We start from the raw sequence: 22,665 nt of genomic DNA, 5'->3' as shown, positions 1-22,665 counted from the left end.
TGCCATGCCGAGGGACGAGGGCTTCATAGGATCAGTCATGGGTTGGACCTCCTGCGTCCGATCAAGGTCTCGGACCGGTGCTGCAACACCGGTCCGAGACCGCTTCCACACCCTGTTGTCCGGGTGGGCCTTGCCGGGCCAGCCGGTTCCCGATCTCTCCCTGACGTGGTTCGCCCATTGGTGCGGGCAGCACCTGAGCTGTGTGGCCAGCGTGTTGTGTGACCCGTCGCCATCATGCACTCACAGAGCGCATCTGTCCATGCACTTGTTCATCTCCTTATGCGACTTCGTCAGTAGAAGAAGATAAAGGATCATGGCGTCTCTGCCACACTGAGCGGCATGTCGAATCCGCAGAGTCCGACAGTCCGGCATCGTCGCCTTGCTCGCCAGCTGCGCCAACAGCGGGAGAAGTCCGGTCTCTCCATGGAGAGAGCTGCGGCGGCACTGGGCTGGAGCCGCCCCAAGCTCCTGCGGTTCGAGACCGCCAAGACCCGCCCCAGGCCCTCGGACGTCGAGGAGATGCTCAACCTGTACGGAGGGGACGAGGCCCTCAAGCTGGCGCTTGTGCAGCTGGCCCGTGACATCCGCAAACGGGGCTGGTGGTCGGCGTTCAACGATGTCCTGACCGGATCGTTCGCCGAACTGGAGGACGACGCCAGCCAGATTCGCAGCTGGCAGGTCCAGTTCATCCCCGGCCTGCTGCAGACCAGCGAGTACGCGCTGGCGCTCGTCCGGATCCTGAGCCCCGAGGACGCTGAGGACGTCCTTTTGCGGCGGGTACAGGCGCGCATGGCCCGCCGTACGATCCTGGAACGAGAGGAGGCCCCGGCCTTCGCCGTCGTTCTGGACGAGGCGGTTCTTCGGCGAACGGTCGGAGGTTCACAGGTGATGGCGCGCCAACTGGAGGCGCTGGCGAGCGCTGCCACGAAACCCAACGTCAGCATTCGCGTCATGCCCCTCGCGGCGGGCGAGCACGCGGGGATGGACGGGCCTTTCGTGGTCCTGAGCTTCGCCGGTGCGTTCGACCAGGATGTGGTCTACCTCGAAGGCATGGGAGGTGAAATCTACATCGAGGATGTCGGGCAGGTCGGCCGCTGTAATGTGAGGTTTGACCGCATTTGCGAGCAGGCTCTTTCCGAGGATGACTCGGTCGCCCTCATCGCCGACATCGCGAAGGAGTACCAGCAGTTCCATGATTCTCCGTGATGAACTCTCGCTAGCTCAGTGGCGCAAGGCCACTAGGAGCAGCGCTAGCGGGAGCGACTGCGTCGAGCTCGCTGGCGTTTCGCGACTGATCGCCATCCGCGACTCCAAGGATCCCGATGGCCCCAAGCTCCTCATTGACCGCAGCGCCTGGAGCAAGCTGGCCGATCAGGTGAAGTACGGCGAACTTGACCTGTGACACCAAGGCCCGCACGTTCTGAGGCCGACCCACCACCAGGACGATCTCGCGAGCGTCTTCTCGTCGTCCGGGACGGATCTGGGCCGTGTGGGGCGATGCCGAGGATCTCGGCCAGCCGCGTCTCCGTGGCGTCCCCAGGGATATCGGGACTGACTTGATCGCGCTCCGCCAGGTTGTCGCCGGAAATGCGGCCTCGGCTGCCGGATGCGGTCATTGACTAGCGTCGGTCGTCCTCCGAGACGGACCCTCACCAGAGAGAGTGAGGAGGAAGCCGACGGTGACGACAGCCGATCAGCCATCCTTGTTCGGACCCGACCCTCACGAACCGCTGGTGAAACCTCCAGGACGCCTGGAGGAGGAAATGCGCGTCCTGATCACGGTCAAGGCGGCACCGAACCCTTCGGGGACCTACGGCGAGACCGTGTGCGTCGCAGGCATTCGGATCGACGTGGAGCCGACCCGGTGGATCCGGCTCTATCCGATCAACTTCCGTGACCTGGAAAGCGACAACACATTCCGCAAGTACGACATCGTCTCCCTGCGTGCCCGGCCTGCCCACGCCGACCCTCGGCCGGAGAGTTATCGCCCGAACATCAGTACCGTCCGGACGGAAGCGAACATCCCGAAGTGGGAACGGCGCAAGGTTTTCGTCGTCGACCACGTGCAGGCGTCCATGTGCGACCTGCTGGCCAACGTCCGCGAGCACCCACCGGCACGCTCTCTGGCCGCCATCCGTCCACGGGTGGTCAAGGACATCGACATCAGGACGCACGGGGGCTGGAACGCGGACGAGCAGGCGAAGATCGATCGTTACGTTGCCCAAGAGGACCTGTTTCGCAAGGGCCCACGGACCCCGCTCGAAGCTCCACGGTTCAAGGGCTGGTACGAGTACCTGTGCCAGTCGACGACCTGTAAGGGCCATCGACAGGGCATCTACGACTGGGAGTGGGTCGCTCTGCAACGAAACCTGCGCGGTCGCGGCGACGCCGAGACCAAAGAGCAACTACGCCACAGATTCTTCGAGCAGATGTGCGGCCCGGACAGGGACACGATCTTCTACGTGGGGAACCAGGCCAAGCATCAGCAGACGTTCATGATCCTGGGAGCCTTCTACCCCAAGCGCTGAGCCTCGGCCGCTATGGCGGCGGCCACCACGTCCCGATGGCAGCGTTCCTGCTCGGCCTCGAAGCACAGCAGCGCCACCTTGCGCTCAACTGACCAACTCGCGATGGTCGCGAGCCATTCGCGCGCGGCCGGTGCGTCCAGCTGCTCCGCGAAGCGTTGTTTGGCGTCGTGGAGCTCACCGGGGCTTCCGCCGAAGCCGGCGCGGTTCTCCTTGGGGTTGCCCAGCGGCCGAGCATGTTCGTAGCCGATGCCCACCGAGTCCAGCGCTTCGGCCAGCGCCCGCTTGCTGAATCCGCGCTTGCGTGAGATCGGGTTCAGCCGGACGTCCACCAGCTGAGAGACGCCTTCAGTGGACAACTGCGCCAAAAAAGACGCGAGGTCGTGCCCCTGATAGCCAATGCCGGTCAAGCCGGTCCGGCCGGTGAACTGATCGGTGACGGACATGCCGTCCAGCCTCTCATGACGATCACGGCCCTCCCCGGGCTGGGCGATATCACCCGTCCAGACGACCGCATGCGGCCCACGTGGGCAGGACCCGTCCTGGAGCCCTGTCCTGTGGACGGCACGCCAGGGGCGGCGAAAGGCGGGGGTCGTGGCTTTCCAGAGTTGGTGGGTTTCTCAGCGGTGGGTTCAGGCATCCGGGCTCTGGCCGTGGACGTAGGTCGAGTGATGGGCGCTAGGGCCTGCCGGGCAGCGTCGGTAGGGCGTCGGACGTGGAACGGGCTCGCGGCGGGGCCATCTCATGGCGAGGATGAGTGCGACCGGCCAGGCGATGACGGTGGCGCAGCAGATCGCGTTGAACAGCATGATGATGGTGATGTCGTCGACGCCGCGGGCCAGCGCGATGAGGGTCGGTAGTGCCGCCAGGAAGGCGAGGAGGCCGATTAGCGCGAACCAGAAGTAGATGCTGTTCTGGACGGCGGTCATCGTCGTGCTCCTTCCGTTGGGTCAAAGGTTCCGTCGCCGGTTGCGGTCGGGGACCTGGGACGGTGTTCGCCGTGCGGGTGGGGCTTCGGAGGGCCGTTTCGCTGTCGTTTCGAGTGCCTCGTCGATGGTGAACGGGAAGTCTTCGGCTGCCCTGGCTATGTCCGCTCCTCGATCAGGATCTCGACGTCCGGCTTCCGGGACGGCTTTGGCGATGGCGTGCTCGGGCAGGTTGGTGGTGATCTCCAGGACTGCCCGCAGCTCAGCGGGTTGGGGCTCGCGCCCCTGAAGGCGGAGCTTGGCTCGGAGGTCGTGGGCGAGTTGGCCAGCTCGCTGTTCCTGCCGGGCCTGTTCCCACTCGCCGCGGTCCGGGCCATGGACGCGCGCAGCCCATTCAGCACCGGTGCCCTCAGGGAGTTGCGCGCGGTTGGGTGCTGGGTCGCCGGTACGAACATTGGGGTCGCGGGCGAAGAAGGGCGCCGCCTCGGCCATGGCGTCCAGCGGGCCCTTGCCTTCGCCGCGAAGCCGGTCGTAGTGCGTCATCCCGTGTGGGTGCAGGCGGCGCAGTTGCTCCTCGCATCGGCGGACGGCGAGGGTGGCGGAGGCGTTGTCGTCAGCGTGGGAGACGGCTGCTCCCCACGCTCCGGCGACGTCCAGAAGGTTCGCCGTGCGGAGCCACTTGCGGTCGTGGGCACGCACCCAGTGGGAACGGGCTTCCGCCAGGGTCGCCCGTCGCGCCTTGGCTTCTGCCCGTTCAGTTTCACGGTCCATGGCCTGCTGAGCGGCTCTTAACCGGTGTTTGCGTTGGGCGAGGAGTTGCTGCCCGGCGGCGACGGCGGACACGAGCTGCACGAGCCTTTGGCCGCCGTGGTGTAGTCCTTCGGTGATCGGGTCTGGATGATTCTGGGTCATGCCGTCCTCCGGTTGGTGGGCTTAGGAGAGGCGGTGCGGGACGAGCGCGTGGTTCCGGTTCGCTGCTCGTTAGGGGTGAGGGGTTGGGATAAGGGGGCGTCCGGCTCCGGGCTGACCGTTGAAATGACCAGGGCCGTGACTTCGGCTGGGGGCATGCCGGTCCTGGTGGCGACGCGGGCGACCTGCCGGGCGATCTGGTCGGGTGGCAGCTCGGCGATCAGATGAGCGGCGGCTCTGGCGGCGGCCAACCGGGACTCGATGAACTCTAGTTTCCCTCCAGAACTCTGCATTCTCTCATCTATCACCAGGTCAGCGAGGGGTGTCACAGAAAGTAGCGCCTTGTGGACAGCCGCCTGTCTCGCCGGGGACAGCAGCTCCGCCGGGTCGTGTCCCTGGGGTAGTAGAGCTGCTTCGAGCCGTGTGGTGATGCGATGGAGGACGGGCCAGGCCCGGATCGCTCCAGCTCGTCCAGCTGGATCACCGTCGAGTGCGATGACCAGTCCGGTCGTTTCGAGGTCGGTATGCGCGGCGACCGCGTTGACCTGGGTGGAGGTGATCGCCGTACCACACGGAGCGATGGCGGCGTAGGTCTCCGGCATTGCCGTGTTGACGGCGATCGCGTCGAGCGGACCTTCGACCAGGAGCGGACGTACCTGGTCCGCGAGTCTGGCGCGTACCTCGTGCAGGCCGAAGAGGATTTCGCCCTTGCGGAAGAGGTCCGTCTCGGGAGTGTTGAGGTACTTCGGGCCCTGAGACTCGTCGCGGCGGCGTCCGATGAAGCCGATGACCTGCCCATCAGGGTCTCGGAGAGGGAACAGGACACGGTCTCGCAGCAGGTCGTAGGTCTCGCCGCCCTCATTCTGTTTGACCAGGCCCGCTTTGATCGATGTCTCATCGCTGTGTCCCAGAGCGCGCAGGCGTTGGAGTAGGGCGTGGCGGGCGCGCGGGGCGAAGCCGACTTCCCATTGCTCCTGCACCTCCTGGCTGACGCCGCGGTCGGCGAGGTAGCGGGCTGCCCAGCTTCCGCTCAGATGTCCTCGGTAGAAGCCGTGGGCGTCGGCGAGCGCGGCTCGTAGGAGGGAGCGGGATTCGTTCGGTCGGTGCTGTACCTCGTGAGTTGTGCTTCTGGTTCGTGCTTCCGGCGGCGGGCTGGATCTCTGGGCGGGTGCGGCCGTTGGATTCTGTCCGGCTTCGGCTGTCACGGCAGGGCTCTGCAACTGACGTCGGAGCCGTGTGCTGATGCGGATGACCTGCTCTCCCACCGCGCGAACGGCGGCTGGTGAATCGGTGCGGACGTCCGTTCCCGCCCAGTGCCGGACCGGTGGGAAGGACAGATGTGCGACCGGCGACCCCAGCTCGGTGAGCACGAGAAAGGCGACCGAGTCGGCAAGGACGCGCCGCACACCGTGGCAGAGGACGGAGTCGGCGGTGTCGAGATGTCCGCCGGGTCTCAGCACGTGGGCGAGCTGGTGGGCGAGCAGCGACGACGCGGCAGTGTCGTCGAGTTCCGGCGCGACCTGGAGGCGCCGCCCGGTGGGTCCGGCGTAGGTCCAGCCTTGTCCGCGGTCGATATAGAAGCCGAGATGCGCTGCGACCTGGCAGAGCCGTTGAAGCCCTTCGGCTGTAGGCATGGCCGCTGCCTCGACGGCCTCGCCGTCGGTCTGTTCGATGTCGAAGACCCTGCGCGGACGTCCGCGGGTAGAGAGGATCTGGATGCCGGTCTCGCCATGACGGACCTGTCGGCCCGCTTTCTGCCACGTCTCATAGGACCGGACGTCGGTCGCGGATCGCCGCTGTGCGGGAATCAACAGGGTGTTGGTGAACCCGTACCGTCCATGTCGGCTCGCCTGCACCAGCCAGGCGTCCCACCCGATACCACCGGTGGTGAGGCGGTCGACCGCGTAGTCGGCGACCCCCTGTAGGACGTCGAGTCGGCGGTGTCGCTGCTCGTCATCGGCCATCGTGATCATTCCCGGCCGACTCGGTGCGGACGGCGGCGATCAGCTGCGTGAGCCGACGGTTGGCGATGGGGAAGCCCTGTTCGCGCAGGCGGCGGCCGAGCCGGTCCCGGCTGAGTTGGCCGCCTTCGCGGTCCACCTCGCGCTGGAGTTGCCGGGCGATGGCCATCAGGCGGTCGTCCTGCCGCCTATCCTCCGTGCCGTCGGGGTCAGCGTCCGATCGTGGCTGTTGCTGGACGGGCAACCGTTTGAGGGCGAGCCGGTCGGTCAGGGGTGCTCGCCATCGCCATGACCACCTGCCGTAGTCCTGCTGGAGTTGGGAGACGGCCAGCAGGTGACGGTGCTCCAGATCGAGTCCTTGCCGGTACTCGGTGATGTGCCAGAGGACCATCCGTCGCCACAGCAGCAGGCTGGACAGTGGTGCGAGGAACCAGCGGGCGGCCGGTATCCGCTCGAACCGATTGACGGAGGTCAACCCGACCCACCGGCGGATCAGATGCCGGACACCTTCGACCACAGTGATGAACAGGGCGGGCATCGCCGCGTTCATCACGCTGCCCGCCACGCTGCCGTGCGCGGCGGACACGTTCACCAGGACGCTTCCGGAGATGTAGACCCAGGCGACCCACCGAAGTACCGGCCAGGGCAGGTCGAGGTACTCCATCAGCAGGTCCCAGGCAAGCAGGACGAAGATGCCGACGTCCATGCCGACCGGGACGATCCAGGCGAGCCCACCGAAGTGCGGCTCGGCCATCTGCCGGATCGTGGTGAACGACCCAAGGCCGCCGAGCACGGCGAGCGCCGCGATCAACGGAACGACTCCGGCCGTCACCCATTTGACGACCGTGGGCTGTGCTGTTCGCGCCACTCGGGCAGTTGCCGCCGGGGCCGTGGTCACCGTGTGCGCCTCTCCATCATCCAGAGGAGCATCCGGGCGACGTATCGGGGTTCGTCGGCTGTGCCGAGCAGCCGTCCGTGGGCGGTGACGTAGGCGTAGGTGCCCTCCGCCCCGGCGCACAGGACGGTCTCGGACCATCCGTTGTGGCGGATGCGCAAGCGCCAGCGTCCGTTGCGCGGCTTGCGTGCTCGGGCGCTGACGCCGATGTGCCGCAGTTCGTAGTGGAGCCGGAGGAGGCGGGCACGCCGTTCGGCCAGCTCAGCTTGTGTGGTCGTCGCCTGCGTCGTCATCGTTCCCCCGGTGTCGGAAGCCAATGGATCGGCACATCCATCAACTAAAGTCGTTGATCAAGAACATGCATCACGTTTCGAGAGCGGTCAATTACAGTGTGCAACTCGGCGTGTTGTCGCTTAAGAACGTCATGGGCTGTGGCGACGTGGCGTTGGCGAGCGGGGCCCGGCGGGAGGTGTGCTCACTGGGGTACTGCTGCCGCTGAGAGCCCCAACGCCTGGGAAATCGAGGCTGGCCAGCTGGGCTTGCGGCCGTTCAGGGGGCCCGTCCCGCCGAACTCCGTGGTGACGGTCAGCGGCGGTCCGTGCCCGTTCGAGATGCCGGTGTGCGTCGCGGGCGGCATCAGCCTGCGCTGGGCGTTGCTGAAGCATACGGATTTGCGCGATGGTCTCCAGCAACGTGATCAGACGGCTCGCCAGGACGAGGATGGACAGTGTCACGCGGTCCTGGACACCGGCCAACGTGAGCAGCCGAGCCGTGGTGCGCAGGGCGTTCCCTGCCGGGCTGGGGCGCGGGATACGACCGTACGGTGCACGGGCGGCACGATCGTAGGCGTCGGCAGCGCGGCGAAGGTGACGGTTGCCGGTGACCTTGGCGGCCACACACAGCGCGTCGGACGCGGCCCAGCAGGCGTCTTCGGCGGCATACGGATTGGTGGCGAGGTACCGACGGACATGTGATGTGGCGTAGGTGGCGGCGCGGACGGCGTCGTCGTAGAAGGCCTGGCGTTCCTCAGGCGTCAGTTCGTCCACCGGCGAGGCATTGTCTGCCGGGTTGTTCCACCGGCGCCGGAGGCGCGGCAGGGTGAGGTCATCGGCGAGTTGGCCGCCGGAGTACCAAACCGGTTCCTCGGCGGCAGGATGTGCGACGGCATAACCGGTGATCTCCTCTGGATCGACCTTGCTGTATCGGGGCCGGACGAGGAGCCCTTGCTGTTGGAGCTGGCGGAAGAACTCGGTGATCGTCCCGGTTTCGTCCGCAGCGCGGCGGACGGCCGTCCGCACGATCGCGCGAGCCGTCCGCGCCGACAATGGCGGTCCGGACGGCGGACGACTGGAAGCGTCCGGAGCCCATCGACGCCGCAACCTGGGCAGGGTCAGATCAGCCGCCAGCTTTCCACCGCCGAACCACACCGGCCCTCCGGACGCTGCGGTGTCATCGGCCAACGCGACGGCGAATCCGGTGACCTGCCCGGCAGACCGTGTGCTGCACCGCTGGCGGATCAGAACGCCTTCAGCCGCCAAGGCGGCGAAGAACTCAGCTTCTGTCCGCGCTCCCGCCGCTGCGACGGCGACATGCCGCCGCAGAACACCGCGAGCCGAGTCGCCGCGCCCGACCCGGGCGGCCTTCTCGTTCTCGGCGCGCTTGGGCCGCCGCGCCGCCGTCCGGTCCGCCGGGGCCGTGGACCGTAGCCCGAACCGCCGTTCCATCTCCCTGCACGCGTCCCGAATCCGGTACCCGTCGTTCCACACCTCGGGACGGGTTCCGTCCGCGCGCGCCAAGGTCGCCACGATGTGGATGTGGTCGTCGGCATGCCGGACGGCGATCCAGCGGACGGCGTCCTCGTCCCCCTCCCTGGCCAACCCGGTCCGTGACACCATCTCGCGTGCGACGTCGGCCCACTGCCCATCACTCAGAATCGGGTCCTCCGGAGCCGCCCGCACCGACACATGCCACACCGGCTTGCGGTAGTTCCGCTCCCCAAGCAGAGCGAGCGGTTGCGTCAGAAGGCCGTCCAAGCGGCGAAAATCGCGGCTGCCATCGGCTTGCGAACCCGGCTCCAACTCGACCGGGCTCCGAAACCCCGCGACGATGCGCGGATCGTGGTGCTCCCCATGCCGCCCAGGCCCGTACAGGTACCGGATCAGGCCCTGCACCCGCTTGCCCCGCAGCACCTTCCCGATCAACGCGCGCCGACCACGTCAGGGAAGGCGCTGGCGCAACTCGTCGGCGAGATCGTCCAGCCGCTGGACGGTCCGCGCCGCCGCCTCGGCATACCAGCGCAGTTGAGGTAGCGGCTCACCCGAGTGCGACGCCGCGACCGCCTGGTTGAGGTTCACCCCGATCCGCCGGGCCTGCCCAGCGGCGTGCATCACCGTCGCCAGCGTTTCCCGCAGCAGCGCGTACTGCGGCTGGACGCTGCCACGCGCCGCGACCAGCACGGCCTGCGCGGCGTACGCGCCGACCGCCAGCCGTTCCCCACTGGCCGCCCAGACCACCAACGCGTGTTCCTCGTCCGACAGAGAGAACCTGACCGACCGCCCCCGGCGAGGAGTGCGATGCGCACGCCGATTCAACCGTCCGGCAGGTGCCACGTACTGCGATCCACCTTCACCGACTATCGCTCTCACCCCCTGATCGCGCTCGATCCCGCCCGCAGAACTGGACCGCGCCCGGTCCAGTCCGCCTTAAGTGCACGATTTCCATTTCTTGCCCCGCGCCGGTCCGGCCCCGGCGGACGGCTCCGCACTCGCCACGGAGCGCACAACGGGCCCCAGTCCCAGAGCGCATTCGCAACGAATGCAGGACCACGGCTGATGCTGGCAAAGCCCCACAGGGTCACGGCCTGTCCACCTGTACCGACGGCAACTCCGGCCTGGTGGGCTTGTGGGAGTACCCGGTTCACCGTTCTCGGCGCGGATGCGGTACCTGCGGTGGTGGCGAACGAGTCTCGGATGGCCTGGGGTCGGTGGCGCTCGAGTTCGGCAGGACGTCACCGATCGAGTTCGGGAAGTCCTTCTCCGCAGGCTCCACCTGGGCTGCCTCACGGTCTGACTGGTTTGCCCTGTCTCGCAGCTCGACGGACGGTTCGCCGCCGACGTCCACGCCGTGGACGGGTGCAAGCGCACTCGCCGCCCGGTGGAAGCTATCGCTGAGTTCGGCTGCCTGTTCGGTCGCCTGCCCCAGCGCGTTGTGCACCGTTGTCACAGCGCGGGCGGGGTCGTCGCCCTGGTCCTGGCCGAGCCGCCCGGCATCCAGTTCCCGTGTCAGGAACGTGTCGATCTGCTCGACGGTCTGCACCAGGCGGAATGAGGTCTGGGCCAGACTCCCCAGAACGCTGTACGCGACGGCCGGTCCAGCCAGGCTCGGTGGACCCTGCGTCAGGTGGTTGAGGGCCCGGACGTTCTCATGCAGCTCAGCGGCAAGCCGCTCGATGTCCTCGTTGTTGGTACCGGTCTCGTGATCGTTCACGTGAGGCGCTCCCCAGCATCGTGTAGGTTTCGACCAATTCGAGCCCCTTTCTCTGAAGACCATGGCTCCGAAGCTTTAAAGCTTCGCGAATGTCATCCTGTCAACTACAGGCAGTGAATGCGAGCCAGATCACCGGCGTGTCATCACCTGCTGGCTTTGAGGGTGCAGGTCGCTGGCTGGAGGTTGTCTGGGAGGGCGGTCCGCCTAAGTGCTGGCCCACAACAGGCTTCAGTTCTACACGGCGACCAACCTCAACGCACCTTGACTGTTCCCCGTTGGCGAGCCGACCCGCAAGCCCATCCACGCGCGACGTCGCCGTGCACATCTACGAGCAGCAGACGGGGAGTGTCGCGACGACCTTGCCCCCTGGGGAGTGGCCGCGCTCGGTAATCCGCTGACGCGCACCCAGAATAGGACCATTATCGACAGTAACCGCCGGACGGCGTGCGCGGGGGGTCGCCCCAAGCTGCGATGAATGGCCCATGGCCAGCACGTATCAAGGTGCTTCGAGAGTCCCTGCAACCGACTGGCATGCTAAGACGGTGTTGGCCCAGTCTAACAATTCCCAGGGCGGAATCACCGGCGCCTTCTATCGTGCTAACCGTATCCTTGATGGTGACAGCTTCTGGGTGCGGGCAATCCTGCCAGACGGTCGGTCCTCCTGGTAAAGATGTGTCAACCTGGCCGACATGAGCGAATCGTCGGCTGAGCTCCGCACGCTTGAGGTTGCGGTGCAGGAGGGCCAGTACCACATTGAGGCGGCGGCCAGGCGAGATGATCCCTGGCCGCCGCCACAGGATGGTCTGACCACGGGGGAGGATCACTGGACGGGGATCGTCACTGGCACCCAGTGGGGTCCGGTCACGGTGCTGCTGCAGACACTTGCGCAGCGGCCGGACGCCGTCTCCGACGGCTGGGAGATGGTCGTTGAACGCGACCTGGTTACCGAGGAAAGCGGTATCGAGGTTCGCAGCATTTTCCGGGAAGAGGCAGTCGGGAACTGTACCGTACCCCCGGGGAGGTACCGGCTCCGCATCCATGTCCGCGGCCGCGCCGACGCGGCGATTTACAACATGGTGGAGAGTCCGCTGGAGACCCACCTCGTGCAGCTCTGGCCCAGCCCGCAATCCCAAGCCCCGGAGATCATTTTCGGGCCGGACACCTATGCCACCCGGGACGGCTCTCCTGCACTCTCCACCTCCCCAGCGCCTGTGAGTAACGCCCGTGAGGACACCAACGCATTCCTCGGCCGCCTGACCACCTATCTTGCCGATGAAGCGGGCATCGGCCAGTTCCTCATCGTCGACGCGTTGCATTCTGCCCTGGACACGATCCAGCCGTTCATCCCAACCGGCAGTCGGACCATCTACCTCCACAACGGCCCAGAACACGACCCCGGCGGCACCGCGCACACCGGGATCACCTTCGTCCGGGCCAACCTGACCGACCCGGACGAAATCCTCACCCGCGCGATGGAGCACCTCGACTTCGACCAGCCGGTCGCGCTAGCACTGCTCTCGGTCCTGCCCGACATCCCCGACGACGCGCGCGCCTACCAGTACGCGCGCAGGCTGGGCGGGCCTCTGGCGGAGGGCAGCTACCTCGCCGTCACCCACAGCACCCTCGGCTATTACAACGAAGGGGAAGGAGACCCACCACCTCGGATCGGCGGGTCCGGCCAGCGACTCCGCCACCACCAAGAGATCCTGAACTTCATGGGCGGCTTCGTCCTGGTGGTCACCGGGCTCGTCGAGATTACCCGCTGGATCCCCGGACCTCAGAGGAACTACCTCCCGCCCACCGGCGAGTTCCAAGCATGCGCCGTCGGCCGCAGGGTTGATGATGACTACTTCTGGAGTGTCTTCGACCGCCTATTCCCGGGCGGTTCTCTGGGGGTCCGCGGTAGCTGAGGGCGGCTGTTCGTCCTTGGAGTGCAGCTCAATGACCGTGCGGTCGAGCGTAGCGGATGCAACACCTGTAGTGCAGCGAAGAGTCCACCGCCCCGAGGTCGGTGGACTTTCGATCTTGCCGAGCTAGCTTTTGGGGGGTTGGCGAGTGGAAGTGGCATCGGGCCTGGGGCTGCCCAGGAAGAGGAAGGCCGCCATTGAGAACAGGGCGATGGAGATGCCGAACGTCGCGATGCTGATGGTCGCGGCGGCGATTGTGGTGGGCCCCAATGGCATTTCGGTCAGGTTGCCGACGATTATCGTGGCAGTGGCTGTGGCCGCTGCCGCGATAGATGAGGCCATGAACGCGATCATGAAGAACACGATCTTGGCGAGTAGGACCTTGCTGAACACTTTCACCCCTATGGTCGAGCAACTCCTTTACTGTGAGAGACCAGAGGCAACGCAAAATTTTCGAGGCTTTTGAGGTGTGATTTTTGCACGTGTAGAAGTTTTCCCTTGTAGGAGCAAGGAACGGGGTGAGCCCCTGGCTGGTCTGATGATTTTTTGACCAGCCAGGGGCCCGCTCGATTCTCGCTTCAGTAGGAGGCTCTGCCCGCCCCGTGCAGGAAGAGCCTTTCATCCTTCTAGCGCCCAAGCATCGCAAGTTTCTTGGGGTGCTTGCGTGTCCGCTGGGTCTTCCAGCTCAAGGCGGAGATGCCCGGGTTAGGGATGCTGGAAGATTTCTGTCTGCCGGACTATGCAGACGACGGTGAGGAACCGCTTGGGAGTGTTCCTGACCGTTCGAGACTCGCTGGACGGGTAACCACATCAAATCCAAACGGCTATATCAGTTTTCTCTTCCTTCCCTTTCCAGAGTGATGGTCGTGACGCGTTGGCTCGTCGGTCCGCTGCGTGCTGTCGGGGGTTGGGCCTAGCCCTCGACGGTGACAGCTCGTTGGGGTGTGCGGGTCAGGCTCGTCTTCCTGGGCTTTCCGGTTCACCCCCGGCCGGGGCCGGCCGCTGGATGCGGCCGGCCCCAGGGGCGTCCTTCTCGACGTCGTTGCTGTCAGAGTCGGCGAGACCCAGGAACGTGAGTGTCCTGGAGAGTGCGCCTTCTTCGTCCAGCAGTTTGATCTCTTTTGCAAAGGACTCGGCATCCCTGAGAAGACGCTTTTCAACGTCCACTTCAGTCCTCCTGGTCCTGAAGCAGCGCCCGGAGACTATTGTGCGCCCTGTCTCGCAACCGGTAGGCCCCATGCTTGGAGATGCCAAGCTGGCGGCCAGCATCCAGGATATGCATCCTGAAGTGATAGTGGAAGATGAGCAGGGCGCGCTCATCTTCCGGTAGGTCGAAGATCAGGTCGCGGAGCTTGGTGTCGGAATCTCTGAAGACCTCGTCATACTCCGGTCCGGGCGGAACTTCATGATGATTTATCCGCGAACGGGTCTTCCAATGGTTCAGGAAGGTGTTCCGGACGATATTGAAAACATAGCCTCGGGAGGTGAGGATCAGGTCGCGCTGTTGTTTGTTCTGCCAAGCACGGAAGATCTTCAGACACGCTTCCTGAGTGATGTCTTCTGCCAGCCAGGGGTCTCTGGACATCATGAACGCCACTCGCAGCATGTAGCGGTGGTTTTCTTTGATCCAGGACGTCAGGTCTGGCGTGCCGTCGGCCTGGGGGGCACTCATTCCAGGATCCCGGCGGGGTCGGCGTTGCCCTGGGGCAACGCGGCGGAGAAGTCACTCTGGCCAGGTAGATTTCGGTGGCCTTCGAGCGCTTCGTGGTCGTGTCCTGACGTTTCCTCTCGCGAGGCGCCCACGCAGGATGGTGGTTCGCCAGAGCGCTTCTCGGTTGAGAACACTCGGCGCTCCTTCCGGTGTCACTGCCCTCGCCCCATTGCGAGGGCGACGGCCAACGACGGGGCTGGATAGCCCCCGTCATCCAGCACGACCATCGGCGGGGCGCGATATTCGCGTTTCAACCGCAAGATCTTTTAGGTGGGCTTTTGAGCTGCGGTGTTGAGGCGACTGATCATCTCGCGGTTGGCGGCTCGGGCTGCGTCGAGGTCCTCGGTGAGCTCGGTGATCTGGCCGGTGAGGTCGACGACGGTCTGTTCCTGCCCGGTGATGCGGTGCTTGAGAGCCTCGATGTCGTCGGGCGCGCCGAGCCCGGACTCGCGCCAAGCCTGCTCTCCGAGGTGTTCGGAGAGCTTGTTTTCCAGGTGGCGGACTCGCGCGTCCAGGCGTCGGTTGCGTTCCTGGGCGTTGACCAGGTCGGCTTGCAGGGAAGCACGGCTGACTGGGGCGCCGGTGGTGCTGCCGGTGGGCTGGGCGCTGGCGGTGTGGGTCTGTTCGAGCAGGTCACGGTGCCGGTAGAAGTAGGTGCGATCGACTCCCGCCCGGCGGGCGATGGCCGAGACGCTGCGTTCGTCGCCGTTGGTGATGGCGTCGTTGATGGCCTTGACGACTGCGGCGCGGCGTCGGTCGGTGGCGGCCTTGCGGCCGCGGGTCATGGGTGTGTTGGTCATGCGATCCGTTCGGGTTGCAGGTCGGGCCGGGGCGGACCGATTCGGGGCATTCCGAGGCCAACGGTGGTGGTGCGGTGCCGCCGGACGACGTTCACCGCGTCGAGGATCTGCTGCTTGTCCTCGACGGAGAGGCCGTCTAGGTCGTCGCGGACCCGGCGGATGAGGCGGCGGATCCGGCGGATCTCCTGGTCTGAGGGCATGGCCTCGGTCTTGGCCCACTCGTCGGCTTCGGCCGTCGCGATGAGTCGTTCACGGTTGCGCAGGAGGTCGGCGAGGTGAGCTTCGAGATCGGGCAGGTAAGACACGTCGGTGCGGAAGTGGCCGCAGCCGACGCAGCGGAACCGGACCGGGCAGTCCTGGCCGTCGGCGGCGACGTTGGTCGGCTCGGTGCAGACTCCGTAGGGAACGGCGACTTCGCCGATGGCTCGGCGGGTGTGTTCGCTGTCCAGTAGGGCCTTGGCGTCGCGCCAGACGCGGTTGCCGTGCCGGTCGAACTGCATCGTGGTGACCCGGTCGACGGCCTCGCGGCGTCGTCCCTCGCCGACCGGTAGTGGGACTGTACGGTTTTCGGCTCTGTCTCTCTTTCGGTGGTAGCGGAGGGTGTCGGCCCGTCACGCTGAGGGGTGATCGAGAGCGACAGGCTTGTTGATGTGGTGTTTTCGGGCCTGTCCGGCCTGATCATCGACGATGTGGTGGACGAGGGCGAGGTGATCCGGGTGCGGGCCCGCAGTCGAAAGGCGCCAGTGCCCTGCCCGGAATGCGCTGTCGAGACCCGCCCGTGTCCATGGGTGGTGCGAGCGGACTGTGGCCGATGTTCCCGTCGATGGACGGCCGGTGGTGCTGGATGTGCGGGTGCGTCGGCTGGCGTGCCGAGACTGGCGGTGTCCCCGGCGGACATTCCGGGAACAGCTTCCCGGGCTGTTGGAGCGTTACCAGCGACGAACCATCCGGCTCACCGCCCAGGTCGGGGTAGTGGTGCGGGAGTTGGCCGGCCGGGCTGGTGCTCGGATACTGGCCGCGCTGGGTGCGCCGATCTCCCGTCACACCGCACTGCGAGCCCTCCTGCGGATCCCGTTACCGGTGGTCGCGACGCCGCGGGTGCTGGGCGTGGACGACTTCTCCCTGCGGCGCTCCAGGACCTACGCCACCGTCTTGATCGACGCTGAGACCCGCCGCCGTGTCGATGTTCTGCCCGACCGCAGGTCCGACACCCTCGCAGCATGGTTGCGCAAGCATCCGGGCGTGCAGGTCGTCTGCCGGGATGGTGCCGCAGGTTACGCCGACGCCGTGCACCAGACCCTGCCCGACGCCCTCCAGGTCGGTGACCGGTGGCACATCTGGCACAACTTCGCCCAAGCCGCCGGCAAGGAGGTCTCCGTCCACAGCGGCTGCTGGGCCAGTGCCTCCCGGGTACGCAAACTCGACGGCGGAAGGACTACCACCCTCGCTCGGTGGCAGCAGGTCCATGATCTGCTCGATGCGGGCGTTGGCCTCCTGGAATGTGCCCGACGGCTGAACCTGGCCCTGAACACCGTCAAACGGTATGCGCGGGTCGACAAGCCCACTCAAATGCGCCGGGCGCCCCAATACCGTCCCACGCTTGTCGATCCCTACCGGGAGTACCTGCGCAAACGCCGGACCGAAGACCCCGCGGTGCCCGTCCTGCAGCTACTGCGCGAGATCCGGGAACGCGGCTACACCGGCAGCCAGAACCTCCTCTACCGCTACATCACCCAGGGCCGCGTCGAGGACGACCGCCCCGCCCTGTCACCCCGCAGGCTCACCCGGTTCTTACTCACCCGCCCCCAGGCCCTCAGACCCGACCAGCCGAACTCCTCGCCAAGACCACCAGCGCCTGCCCGGAGATGAACAGCCTCGCCGCGCTGGTCCGCGGCTTCGCCCGACTCCTGGTCCCAGCCGTCGACAACGCCGACCGGTTACAAGAGTGGATTACCACCGCCGAGGAGGCGAACCTGCCGTACATGCACTCGTTCATTCGCGGGCTGCGCCTCGACCAAGCCGCGGTCCACGCCGCTTTGACCAGGGAGTACCACAACGGCGGCACTGAAGGCGTCAACACCAAGACCAAGCTGATCAAGAGACAGATGTACGGCCGACCAGGTTTCCGCCTTCTACGCCACCGCATCCTCCTTGGATAACCTCACCCTCCGCTACCACCGAAAGACAGACAGAGCCATTAATAATAATATATATAATTGGACAGACCTGTGATCGGGAGAGCGGGGGTGCCCAGAACGGTACGCCACCCTTGCAGCTGTGATCGACGCAGGCGCCTGCGAAATGTATCGACGCTGGGGCTGGGAAAGGTTGGAGAATTCCGGGCCGAGGCGCCGTTCTCCGACGCTTTGATCTCCCGCTTTCCCTCACCGGCCGACCATTTTCTCGTTAGACAAAGGGCGAACCCCAGTGGGAACGGCTGCGGCTGGGCTCAGCTGGCGCGGAGTCGTTGGAGGAGTTCATCGACTTCTGTGATTCGTGCGTACGGCGCGAGTTGTGGTTCCAGGTCGCGGACCATGGCGATGCACCTGGGAGCGTCGATGCGGCTGGCCAGTTCCAGCGAGCGGGTGGCGGCGTCGGCGGCGATCTCGGGTTCGCCATCCTTCAGGTAGGTCTGGGCCTGGTAGGTCCAGTACACGGCGCGGGTCTTGGAACGGGTGGGTCGCAGGAGTGTGATGCCTTCGTTCATGAGCTGGTGGGCTTGGGGCCGCTGTCCGAGATCGGCGAGGCAGCGGCCGGTGTCGGCGGCGATGTCGGCATTCGACATCCAGGAGCACCAGGCGGGCGCCGGGTCGGCGGTTGGGGCGGCTAGGGCCTTTTCCGCGGCGGTCAGTGCGGTGAGGCATCGTCTGTTTTCGCCGATCCCGGCGAACGCGCGGGCTTGCCGCAGGTGCAGCAGGGACCGGGCGGTTGGATTCCGGGTACGGGGGATGGCGTGTCCGAGGATGTTCGCGGCGGTGCGGGGCTGGTTGAGCCACAGCATCTGGTAGGCCAGGTCGGACAGGATCCCGGCGCCGAGGTCGTGTTGTCCGGCGGTGTGGGCGTTGTGGAGGGCGGCGTGCCAGAAGCGGGCGGCGGCGGCGTGTCGGCGGGCGTCGAACCGTTGCCAGGCGATGGCCGTGGCCAGCGAGGCGGCCAGCGTGTGCATCCGTCGCGTGGCCGGACGCGGGCAGGTGCCGTGGCTGAGGATGTCGGTGACGGTTGCCAGATGCGCGTCCAAGAGCTGGTGGCAGGGCTGCTGGTGCTCGGTGGCCAGGCGGATCAGGTCGGCTCCCGAGTCTTCGAGCCATGCGACCATCTCCAAACCGACCTTGCCAAAGCTCCCGTCCGCGCTTGCACCGATGGTGGGTGGGGTTGGTCTGGTGAAGGGACGCGGTGGGGTGCGGGCCCATTGGTGGGCGAGTGCGGCGAGGGCGCCGGTGGTGTAGGTGAGGAACGAGCGGCGGTCCGGGGAGGTCATCAGGGCCTCTCGAAGCGAGGGGATCGCGTTGTGTAGGCCGAAGGGCAGCGGTTGGTCTTGGCCGGGGAGCCAGTTGGGCCAGCCGAGGTGGATCACGGCGGCGTGGTCGATACCGAATGCCTCGGCGATGAGCGGTTGTGATTCGGCCTGGTCCGGGATGGCGCGGCCGGTCTCCCACTTGTAGATCCGGGAGCCCCGGGTGCCTGAGCGCAGGCCGCGGCGTGCGGCGGCCTGTCGGATCCGCTTGGCCAGTTCCTCCTGGGACCATCCGCGCTGGGTCCTGGCGTAGGCGAGGGGGTGGCGGATTTCGTCGTCCACCTGTCCATTTCAACACCGGTACGGCGTGCTGGGCAGGCTCCCGGTGGACGGCGGGATAGGGCGGGGATAGCCCACGGGTCTGGGCATGGCACGTATCGGCCGATGTACTCGGCGCTATCAGTCCCGCCTGCTCCCGTCTCAGCGGGACGGCCCCCGCCTGGCGGGACACCCGCCATCGTCGACGCGCAGGAGGTGCCTCCATGTCGTACGACCACTGAACCCCGAACCGCACCCGGCCGCGCGGGGGCGGGTCCGCCGTGTGGCGGGTCCGCTCCCGCGGGCCCCGGTTGAAAGGACCCTTTTATGACGCCGTCAGCCGCGTGTCACTACGACCCGTTAGCTCCCGAGACGCTCTACGACCCGTACCCGGTGCTGGCGGAACTGCGACGGACCGATCCGGTGTTCTGGCATGCGGGTATGCGGTCGTGGGTGGTGACCCGGTACGACGACTGCGTCCGGGTTCTGCGCGACCATCGCGCCTTCGCCCGCGATCCGCGCCGCGCTGGCGGCGTTGTGCCGGACTCCGGGCTCAGCGTGCAGACACTCGATCCGCCGCACCAGGGCTGGGTCCGTTCGTTGTTCATGTCGGCGGTCCGGGCTCAGGACCTGGGGGCGATCGAGTCGCGCGCCTACCGTCTGGTGACCGACCGGCTCGACGGGCTGACCGGTGCCGGAAGCTTCGACGTCATGGCAGAGCTCGCGGTGCCCTTGGCGGTCACTGTGGTGGCGGACCTGCTGGGCGTCCAGGCTCCGCCGCATCAGGAGTACGCCGCGATCTCCGAGGCGATCATGCGGAGCATGGACGGTGGCCTGGATCCCGCAGTGGTCGAGCCGGGCCAGGCGGCTCGTCGGGCGCTGTCGGACCTGGTTGCGTCCTGGTGGGACGCTTCAGAGCGTCCCGGAGTGCTGACCCAGGTCCGCGAAACGGTCGGCCCGGCCGTTGACCCGCTGTCCTACCTGTACGTGCGCAATACCGCACGGGTGATGTTCCAGGGCGGGTACAGCACTCTGGCGGCCGCCGCCGGGAACGTGATCCACACTCTCCTCGCGAGGCCCGACGCGCTGAAGGCGATGCGTCGTGCTGAGCTACGGGCCACGGGTGTCGAGGAGCTGGTGCGGTTCGACGGGCCGGTGCAGGGCACCACGCGCCATGCGATGGTCGGCTGCCGGATCGGCGGAGCCGAGATCAGCCCGGGCCAGAAGATCGTCGCGTTGTTCGCCGCGGCGAACCGGGACCCGGCGGCGTTCCCCGATCCGGACCAGCTCAGGCTGGGGCGCACCCCCAACAGGCACTTGGGCTACGGGTGGGGGCCGCATGCCTGTATCGGCACGATCGCCGCGCAGGCGGGCTTGCGCGGCCTGGTGGGAGCGCTCGCCGACCAGGCCACCGGAAACCGAGCGGTCCTGGTTCCCGACGGCGACCCGGTCCGGCGCCCCACTGCGACTCTGCGCGCGTTCGCGTCGCTCCCCGCTGTCCTGCACGCCCCGTCGGCCCAGCCCGCGCGCTGACCCACGCTCGCCGGTCCGTCTCGTGGTGGTCCGTCCGCCCTTCTAGGAGAGCTGTCGTGCGAATCCTCATTGGCAACCACATCGACCCATCGATCCGCGAACGGGGCGACATGCGCGCCTGGACCCAACGGCTGTTCTGGTTTGCTCAGCCTGGTGACGTGCTCGTCTTGTGCTGCGATCCTGACCCGCAGTTCGCCGAGTACGCGCTGACGCACACCGGGGTACCTCCGGCCGCGGTGACCGTCCTGACCGCCCCGCCCGGCGCGTACGGTGATCGGCTGCTGGATCCGGCGTCGCTTACCGCGCCCACCTTTGTAGAGCAGGTACGGAGGGCGTTGGGTCCCGGCGGCACTGACGCGGTGCAGGAGGTGTTCGCGCTGTGGCCATCGGCGGCCGTGGCGCGGCTGGCCTCCGAGTTGGGCGTGGCCGACCGGTTCCCCGGCGCCGCGTTCTTCGCCCAAGGCGGCGGGGAGATCGGCAACAACAAGAGCAACTTCCGCGCCCTCGCTGCGGCTGCCGACGTACCCATCATGCCGGGCCGGGTGTGTCGCAGCCGTGCCGAGGCGATCGAAGCCACCGGCGCGTTACTGGCGGCGGCGCCGTCACAGGCGATTGTCGTCAAGCAGGCCCATAACGGCGCGGGCGTCGGCAACGAGCTCGTGCTCGGCCCAGGACAGGACGGTGTCGAGGCTGGCGACCGCCGGGTCGGTCATGTCGGTGCCCGGCATCTCTACAGGCTGCACCCGGGCTCAGACGCCATCGCCGCGTACTGGGCGCAGCGCTGGTCGTGGGCCAGCAACCACGATCGGTGGCCGGTCGTCATCGAGGAGTTCGCCGACGACGCCGACACCGTCTACTCCGAGCACTACGCCGCCGACACTGGCACCCGTCCCACCGAGATGGGCCGCCTGCTGTATGTCGGGCGGCGCCTGAGTCACCAGGTTGTCCCTCTGGACGGGGTCGACGACCGCGTCCGCACGGCATTGCTGGACGGCGGCACTCGCCTCGCCGAGGCATACCGGGCGGTCGGGTATCGCGGGTACCTGAGTGCGGACGCCCTGGTGCTACCCGGCGGGCAGGTCGTGTTCACCGAGGTCAACGCTCAAGTGTCGGGGAGCCTGCACATCTACCGGCAGATCGCCCACGGCATTGTCGGTGTCTCGGCGGAACCGCGGCGTCAGGTGGTGGAGTTCCACGTCCCGCCGACCTGGGCAGTGCCCGACTTCACCGCGTTCCTGACGGCCTTGCGGGAACTGGGACTGGCCTATGAGCCAGCCACACGCACGGGAGTGATCGTGTCGATGCCCGCGCTGCCGCTGGCGCCGGGCGCGGCCGCGCAGTTCGTGTTCTGCATCGCCTACGACCCCGCAGAGGGATACGCGGGCATGTTCGACCGCCTCGACGCACGGTTCAAAGCCGTGCCCGCCGATACCTACGACGCCGCCGACCACGTCGGGACCACCTCGCGTTAACCAAAGCCCTTACGGAGTCTTCCCGATGCCTATCCATTCCACCGGCCCAGCACTGGCCGCGTCGCCTGCTGTCACTTCGGCCGCCGAGGCGGTTCAGCTCGATGTGGTCTTCGACGCCGCTAGGCTCGCCGCCGAACTGGACGCCGTCACCGAGCACACCTGGAACCGGCAGCGCACCCACATCCAGGGCGGGCAGGTCGGCCTCGCCACCGCGATCGACTGGCGTGTTCTGCCGCTGCGGAGCCTGGCAGGCGACCCGCACCGCACCGACCCCGGCGGACCCGGACCAGAGCCGTTCGCCGACACCCGCTGGCTCGCTCGGCTGCCCTACTTCGCTGAACTCCTGGCTGCATTTCCCGCCCCGCTCAACGCGGCGCGGTTGATGGCGCTGGGACCGGGCGCGGCGTCGACCCCTCACCGCGATCCCAAGTACCGCCTCGACAGGGGCATGGTGCGGCTCCACATCCCCATCGTGACCTGCCCGGAGGCCGTGCTGATCCTGGACGGTGTCGAGCACCGCTGGTCGCCGGGCACCCTGTGGTACGGCGACTTCTCCCGCGAGCATCTGGTGTCCAACACCAGCTCCACGACGACGCGCGTCCACCTCGTCATCGACGCGCTTCTCACCAGCGAGCTCGCCGCCTGGTTCCCCGGTACGTGGCAGGACCTGCTCACCCGGGGCGAAGTTCTGGTCAATCGATCCGCTGGTTGCAGCCGCGAGAAGCAGGAACGTTTGTGCGTCGGTTTGAGCGACGCTTGGGGGTCCGC

The 22,665-nt window shown here is 66.9% G+C and carries 23 protein-coding genes and 1 pseudogene; 9 read left to right on the top strand and 15 right to left on the bottom strand.

Going from position 1 to position 22,665, the window contains the following annotated elements; genetic code table 11:
- The first annotated feature begins 339 nt into the window (after positions 1-339).
- The 3 genes from ABD808_RS26050 to ABD808_RS26040 all read left to right on the top strand — a co-directional run bounded on the left by ABD808_RS26050 (position 340) and on the right by ABD808_RS26040 (position 2,528).
- The gene (locus ABD808_RS26050) at positions 340-1,206 is read left to right on the top strand and encodes a helix-turn-helix domain-containing protein (protein WP_344901406.1); all 867 of its coding nucleotides are present in this window, start codon (positions 340-342) and stop codon (positions 1,204-1,206) included.
- Complete coding sequence (locus ABD808_RS26045; protein ID WP_344901403.1) at positions 1,193-1,402, top strand: DUF397 domain-containing protein; 210 nt, start codon at positions 1,193-1,195, stop codon at positions 1,400-1,402. Before ABD808_RS26050 ends, ABD808_RS26045 begins: the two co-directional genes overlap by 14 nt.
- A 361-nt stretch (positions 1,403-1,763) precedes the next feature.
- The gene (locus ABD808_RS26040; RefSeq protein WP_344901400.1) at positions 1,764-2,528 is read left to right on the top strand and encodes a hypothetical protein; all 765 of its coding nucleotides are present in this window, start codon (positions 1,764-1,766) and stop codon (positions 2,526-2,528) included.
- On the opposite strand, the gene ABD808_RS26035 is transcribed toward ABD808_RS26040, so the two are convergent.
- The 9 genes from ABD808_RS26035 to ABD808_RS25995 all read right to left on the bottom strand — a co-directional run bounded on the left by ABD808_RS26035 (position 2,513) and on the right by ABD808_RS25995 (position 10,702).
- A complete protein-coding gene (locus tag ABD808_RS26035; protein ID WP_344901397.1) occupies positions 2,513-2,971 on the bottom strand; it encodes a DUF488 domain-containing protein in 459 nt (152 codons plus the stop codon). The genes ABD808_RS26040 and ABD808_RS26035 overlap by 16 nt on opposite strands.
- Positions 2,972-3,157: 186 nt before the next feature.
- A complete protein-coding gene (locus tag ABD808_RS26030; protein WP_344901394.1) occupies positions 3,158-3,454 on the bottom strand; it encodes a superinfection immunity protein in 297 nt (98 codons plus the stop codon).
- Positions 3,455-3,475: 21 nt separating this feature from the next.
- Positions 3,476-4,363 carry a hypothetical protein gene (locus ABD808_RS26025; protein WP_344901391.1) on the bottom strand — a complete coding sequence of 296 codons (888 nt, stop codon included), beginning with the start codon at positions 4,361-4,363 and terminating at the stop codon, positions 3,476-3,478.
- Entirely contained in the window at positions 4,360-6,324 is a 1,965-nt protein-coding gene (locus tag ABD808_RS26020; RefSeq protein WP_344901388.1) for a toprim domain-containing protein, read from the bottom strand. Before ABD808_RS26020 ends, ABD808_RS26025 begins: the two co-directional genes overlap by 4 nt.
- Positions 6,314-7,189 carry a DUF2637 domain-containing protein gene (locus ABD808_RS26015; RefSeq protein ID WP_344901385.1) on the bottom strand — a complete coding sequence of 292 codons (876 nt, stop codon included), beginning with the start codon at positions 7,187-7,189 and terminating at the stop codon, positions 6,314-6,316. The genes ABD808_RS26020 and ABD808_RS26015 overlap by 11 nt, the downstream gene beginning before the upstream one ends.
- A gap of 26 nt (positions 7,190-7,215) precedes the next feature.
- Positions 7,216-7,509: a hypothetical protein gene (locus ABD808_RS26010; protein ID WP_344901382.1), complete on the bottom strand. Its 294-nt coding sequence runs from the start codon at positions 7,507-7,509 to the stop codon at positions 7,216-7,218.
- 129 nt (positions 7,510-7,638) lie between these two features.
- The gene (locus ABD808_RS26005) at positions 7,639-9,417 is read right to left on the bottom strand and encodes a relaxase/mobilization nuclease domain-containing protein (RefSeq protein ID WP_344901379.1); all 1,779 of its coding nucleotides are present in this window, start codon (positions 9,415-9,417) and stop codon (positions 7,639-7,641) included.
- Positions 9,418-9,432: 15 nt separating this feature from the next.
- Positions 9,433-9,732, bottom strand: coding sequence for a hypothetical protein (locus ABD808_RS26000; protein ID WP_344901376.1), 300 nt, complete (start codon positions 9,730-9,732; stop codon positions 9,433-9,435).
- 400 nt (positions 9,733-10,132) lie between these two features.
- On the bottom strand, positions 10,133-10,702 hold the full coding sequence (locus ABD808_RS25995) for a hypothetical protein (protein ID WP_344901373.1): 570 nt from the start codon (positions 10,700-10,702) through the stop codon (positions 10,133-10,135).
- Positions 10,703-11,112: 410 nt separating this feature from the next.
- On the opposite strand from ABD808_RS25995, the gene ABD808_RS38630 reads away from it, so the two are divergent.
- Positions 11,113-11,370, top strand: coding sequence for a NucA/NucB deoxyribonuclease domain-containing protein (locus ABD808_RS38630; protein ID WP_425548992.1), 258 nt, complete (start codon positions 11,113-11,115; stop codon positions 11,368-11,370).
- Between the two features lie 21 nt (positions 11,371-11,391).
- Positions 11,392-12,612, top strand: a complete 1,221-nt coding sequence (locus ABD808_RS25990) for an SAM-dependent methyltransferase (protein WP_344901370.1) — start codon at positions 11,392-11,394, stop codon at positions 12,610-12,612.
- Between the two features lie 123 nt (positions 12,613-12,735).
- Here the strand turns inward: ABD808_RS25990 and ABD808_RS25985 are convergent, their stop codons facing one another.
- From ABD808_RS25985 to ABD808_RS25965, 5 genes are all read right to left on the bottom strand, one after another.
- The gene (locus tag ABD808_RS25985) at positions 12,736-13,002 is read right to left on the bottom strand and encodes a hypothetical protein (RefSeq protein ID WP_344901367.1); all 267 of its coding nucleotides are present in this window, start codon (positions 13,000-13,002) and stop codon (positions 12,736-12,738) included.
- A gap of 558 nt (positions 13,003-13,560) precedes the next feature.
- On the bottom strand, positions 13,561-13,776 hold the full coding sequence (locus ABD808_RS25980; protein WP_344901364.1) for a hypothetical protein: 216 nt from the start codon (positions 13,774-13,776) through the stop codon (positions 13,561-13,563).
- A gap of 1 nt (position 13,777) precedes the next feature.
- Complete coding sequence (locus ABD808_RS25975; protein WP_344901361.1) at positions 13,778-14,281, bottom strand: RNA polymerase sigma factor; 504 nt, start codon at positions 14,279-14,281, stop codon at positions 13,778-13,780.
- Positions 14,282-14,586: 305 nt separating this feature from the next.
- Positions 14,587-15,120, bottom strand: a complete 534-nt coding sequence (locus tag ABD808_RS25970; protein ID WP_344901358.1) for a DUF6262 family protein — start codon at positions 15,118-15,120, stop codon at positions 14,587-14,589.
- Entirely contained in the window at positions 15,117-15,620 is a 504-nt protein-coding gene (locus ABD808_RS25965; RefSeq protein WP_344901355.1) for a hypothetical protein, read from the bottom strand. Before ABD808_RS25965 ends, ABD808_RS25970 begins: the two co-directional genes overlap by 4 nt.
- Before the next feature lie 123 nt (positions 15,621-15,743).
- Here ABD808_RS25965 and ABD808_RS25960 point away from each other — a divergent pair.
- Positions 15,744-17,279, top strand: a pseudogene (locus tag ABD808_RS25960) (ISL3 family transposase).
- 290 nt (positions 17,280-17,569) lie between these two features.
- On the opposite strand, the gene ABD808_RS25955 reads toward ABD808_RS25960, so the two are convergent.
- A complete protein-coding gene (locus ABD808_RS25955) occupies positions 17,570-18,916 on the bottom strand; it encodes a helix-turn-helix transcriptional regulator (RefSeq protein ID WP_344901352.1) in 1,347 nt (448 codons plus the stop codon).
- Positions 18,917-19,219: 303 nt separating this feature from the next.
- Between ABD808_RS25955 and ABD808_RS25950 the strand changes: the two genes are divergently transcribed.
- From ABD808_RS25950 to ABD808_RS25940, 3 genes are all read left to right on the top strand, one after another.
- Positions 19,220-20,425, top strand: a complete 1,206-nt coding sequence (locus ABD808_RS25950) for a cytochrome P450 (RefSeq protein WP_344901349.1) — start codon at positions 19,220-19,222, stop codon at positions 20,423-20,425.
- Positions 20,426-20,481: 56 nt separating this feature from the next.
- Positions 20,482-21,897, top strand: coding sequence for a preATP grasp domain-containing protein (locus ABD808_RS25945; protein WP_344901346.1), 1,416 nt, complete (start codon positions 20,482-20,484; stop codon positions 21,895-21,897).
- Positions 21,898-21,922: 25 nt separating this feature from the next.
- A partial coding sequence (locus ABD808_RS25940) for an aspartyl/asparaginyl beta-hydroxylase domain-containing protein (protein WP_344901343.1) occupies positions 21,923-22,665 on the top strand: 743 nt, incomplete at its 3' end.

The sequence above is a fragment of the Actinomadura meridiana genome (genome assembly GCF_039537545.1).
Classification (GTDB): domain Bacteria; phylum Actinomycetota; class Actinomycetes; order Streptosporangiales; family Streptosporangiaceae; genus Spirillospora; species Spirillospora meridiana.
Note: the sequence above shows the minus strand (reverse complement) of the source record. Positions and strands in the feature narration are given on the sequence as shown.

Bases quoted from the DNA above. Each gene is read 5' to 3' on its own strand.
- ABD808_RS26050 (WP_344901406.1), top strand. From the start codon at position 340: ATGTCGAATCCGCAGAGTCCGACAGTCCGGCATCGTCGCCTTGCTCGC.
- ABD808_RS26045 (WP_344901403.1), top strand. From the start codon at position 1,193: ATGATTCTCCGTGATGAACTCTCGCTAGCTCAGTGGCGCAAGGCCACT.
- ABD808_RS26040 (WP_344901400.1), top strand. From the start codon at position 1,764: ATGCGCGTCCTGATCACGGTCAAGGCGGCACCGAACCCTTCGGGGACC.
- ABD808_RS26035 (WP_344901397.1), bottom strand. From the start codon at position 2,971: ATGTCCGTCACCGATCAGTTCACCGGCCGGACCGGCTTGACCGGCATT.
- ABD808_RS26030 (WP_344901394.1), bottom strand. From the start codon at position 3,454: ATGACCGCCGTCCAGAACAGCATCTACTTCTGGTTCGCGCTAATCGGC.
- ABD808_RS26025 (WP_344901391.1), bottom strand. From the start codon at position 4,363: ATGACCCAGAATCATCCAGACCCGATCACCGAAGGACTACACCACGGC.
- ABD808_RS26020 (WP_344901388.1), bottom strand. From the start codon at position 6,324: ATGGCCGATGACGAGCAGCGACACCGCCGACTCGACGTCCTACAGGGG.
- ABD808_RS26010 (WP_344901382.1), bottom strand. From the start codon at position 7,509: ATGACGACGCAGGCGACGACCACACAAGCTGAGCTGGCCGAACGGCGT.
- ABD808_RS25990 (WP_344901370.1), top strand. From the start codon at position 11,392: ATGAGCGAATCGTCGGCTGAGCTCCGCACGCTTGAGGTTGCGGTGCAG.
- ABD808_RS25975 (WP_344901361.1), bottom strand. From the start codon at position 14,281: ATGAGTGCCCCCCAGGCCGACGGCACGCCAGACCTGACGTCCTGGATC.
- ABD808_RS25970 (WP_344901358.1), bottom strand. From the start codon at position 15,120: ATGACCAACACACCCATGACCCGCGGCCGCAAGGCCGCCACCGACCGA.
- ABD808_RS25965 (WP_344901355.1), bottom strand. From the start codon at position 15,620: ATGCAGTTCGACCGGCACGGCAACCGCGTCTGGCGCGACGCCAAGGCC.
- ABD808_RS25950 (WP_344901349.1), top strand. From the start codon at position 19,220: ATGACGCCGTCAGCCGCGTGTCACTACGACCCGTTAGCTCCCGAGACG.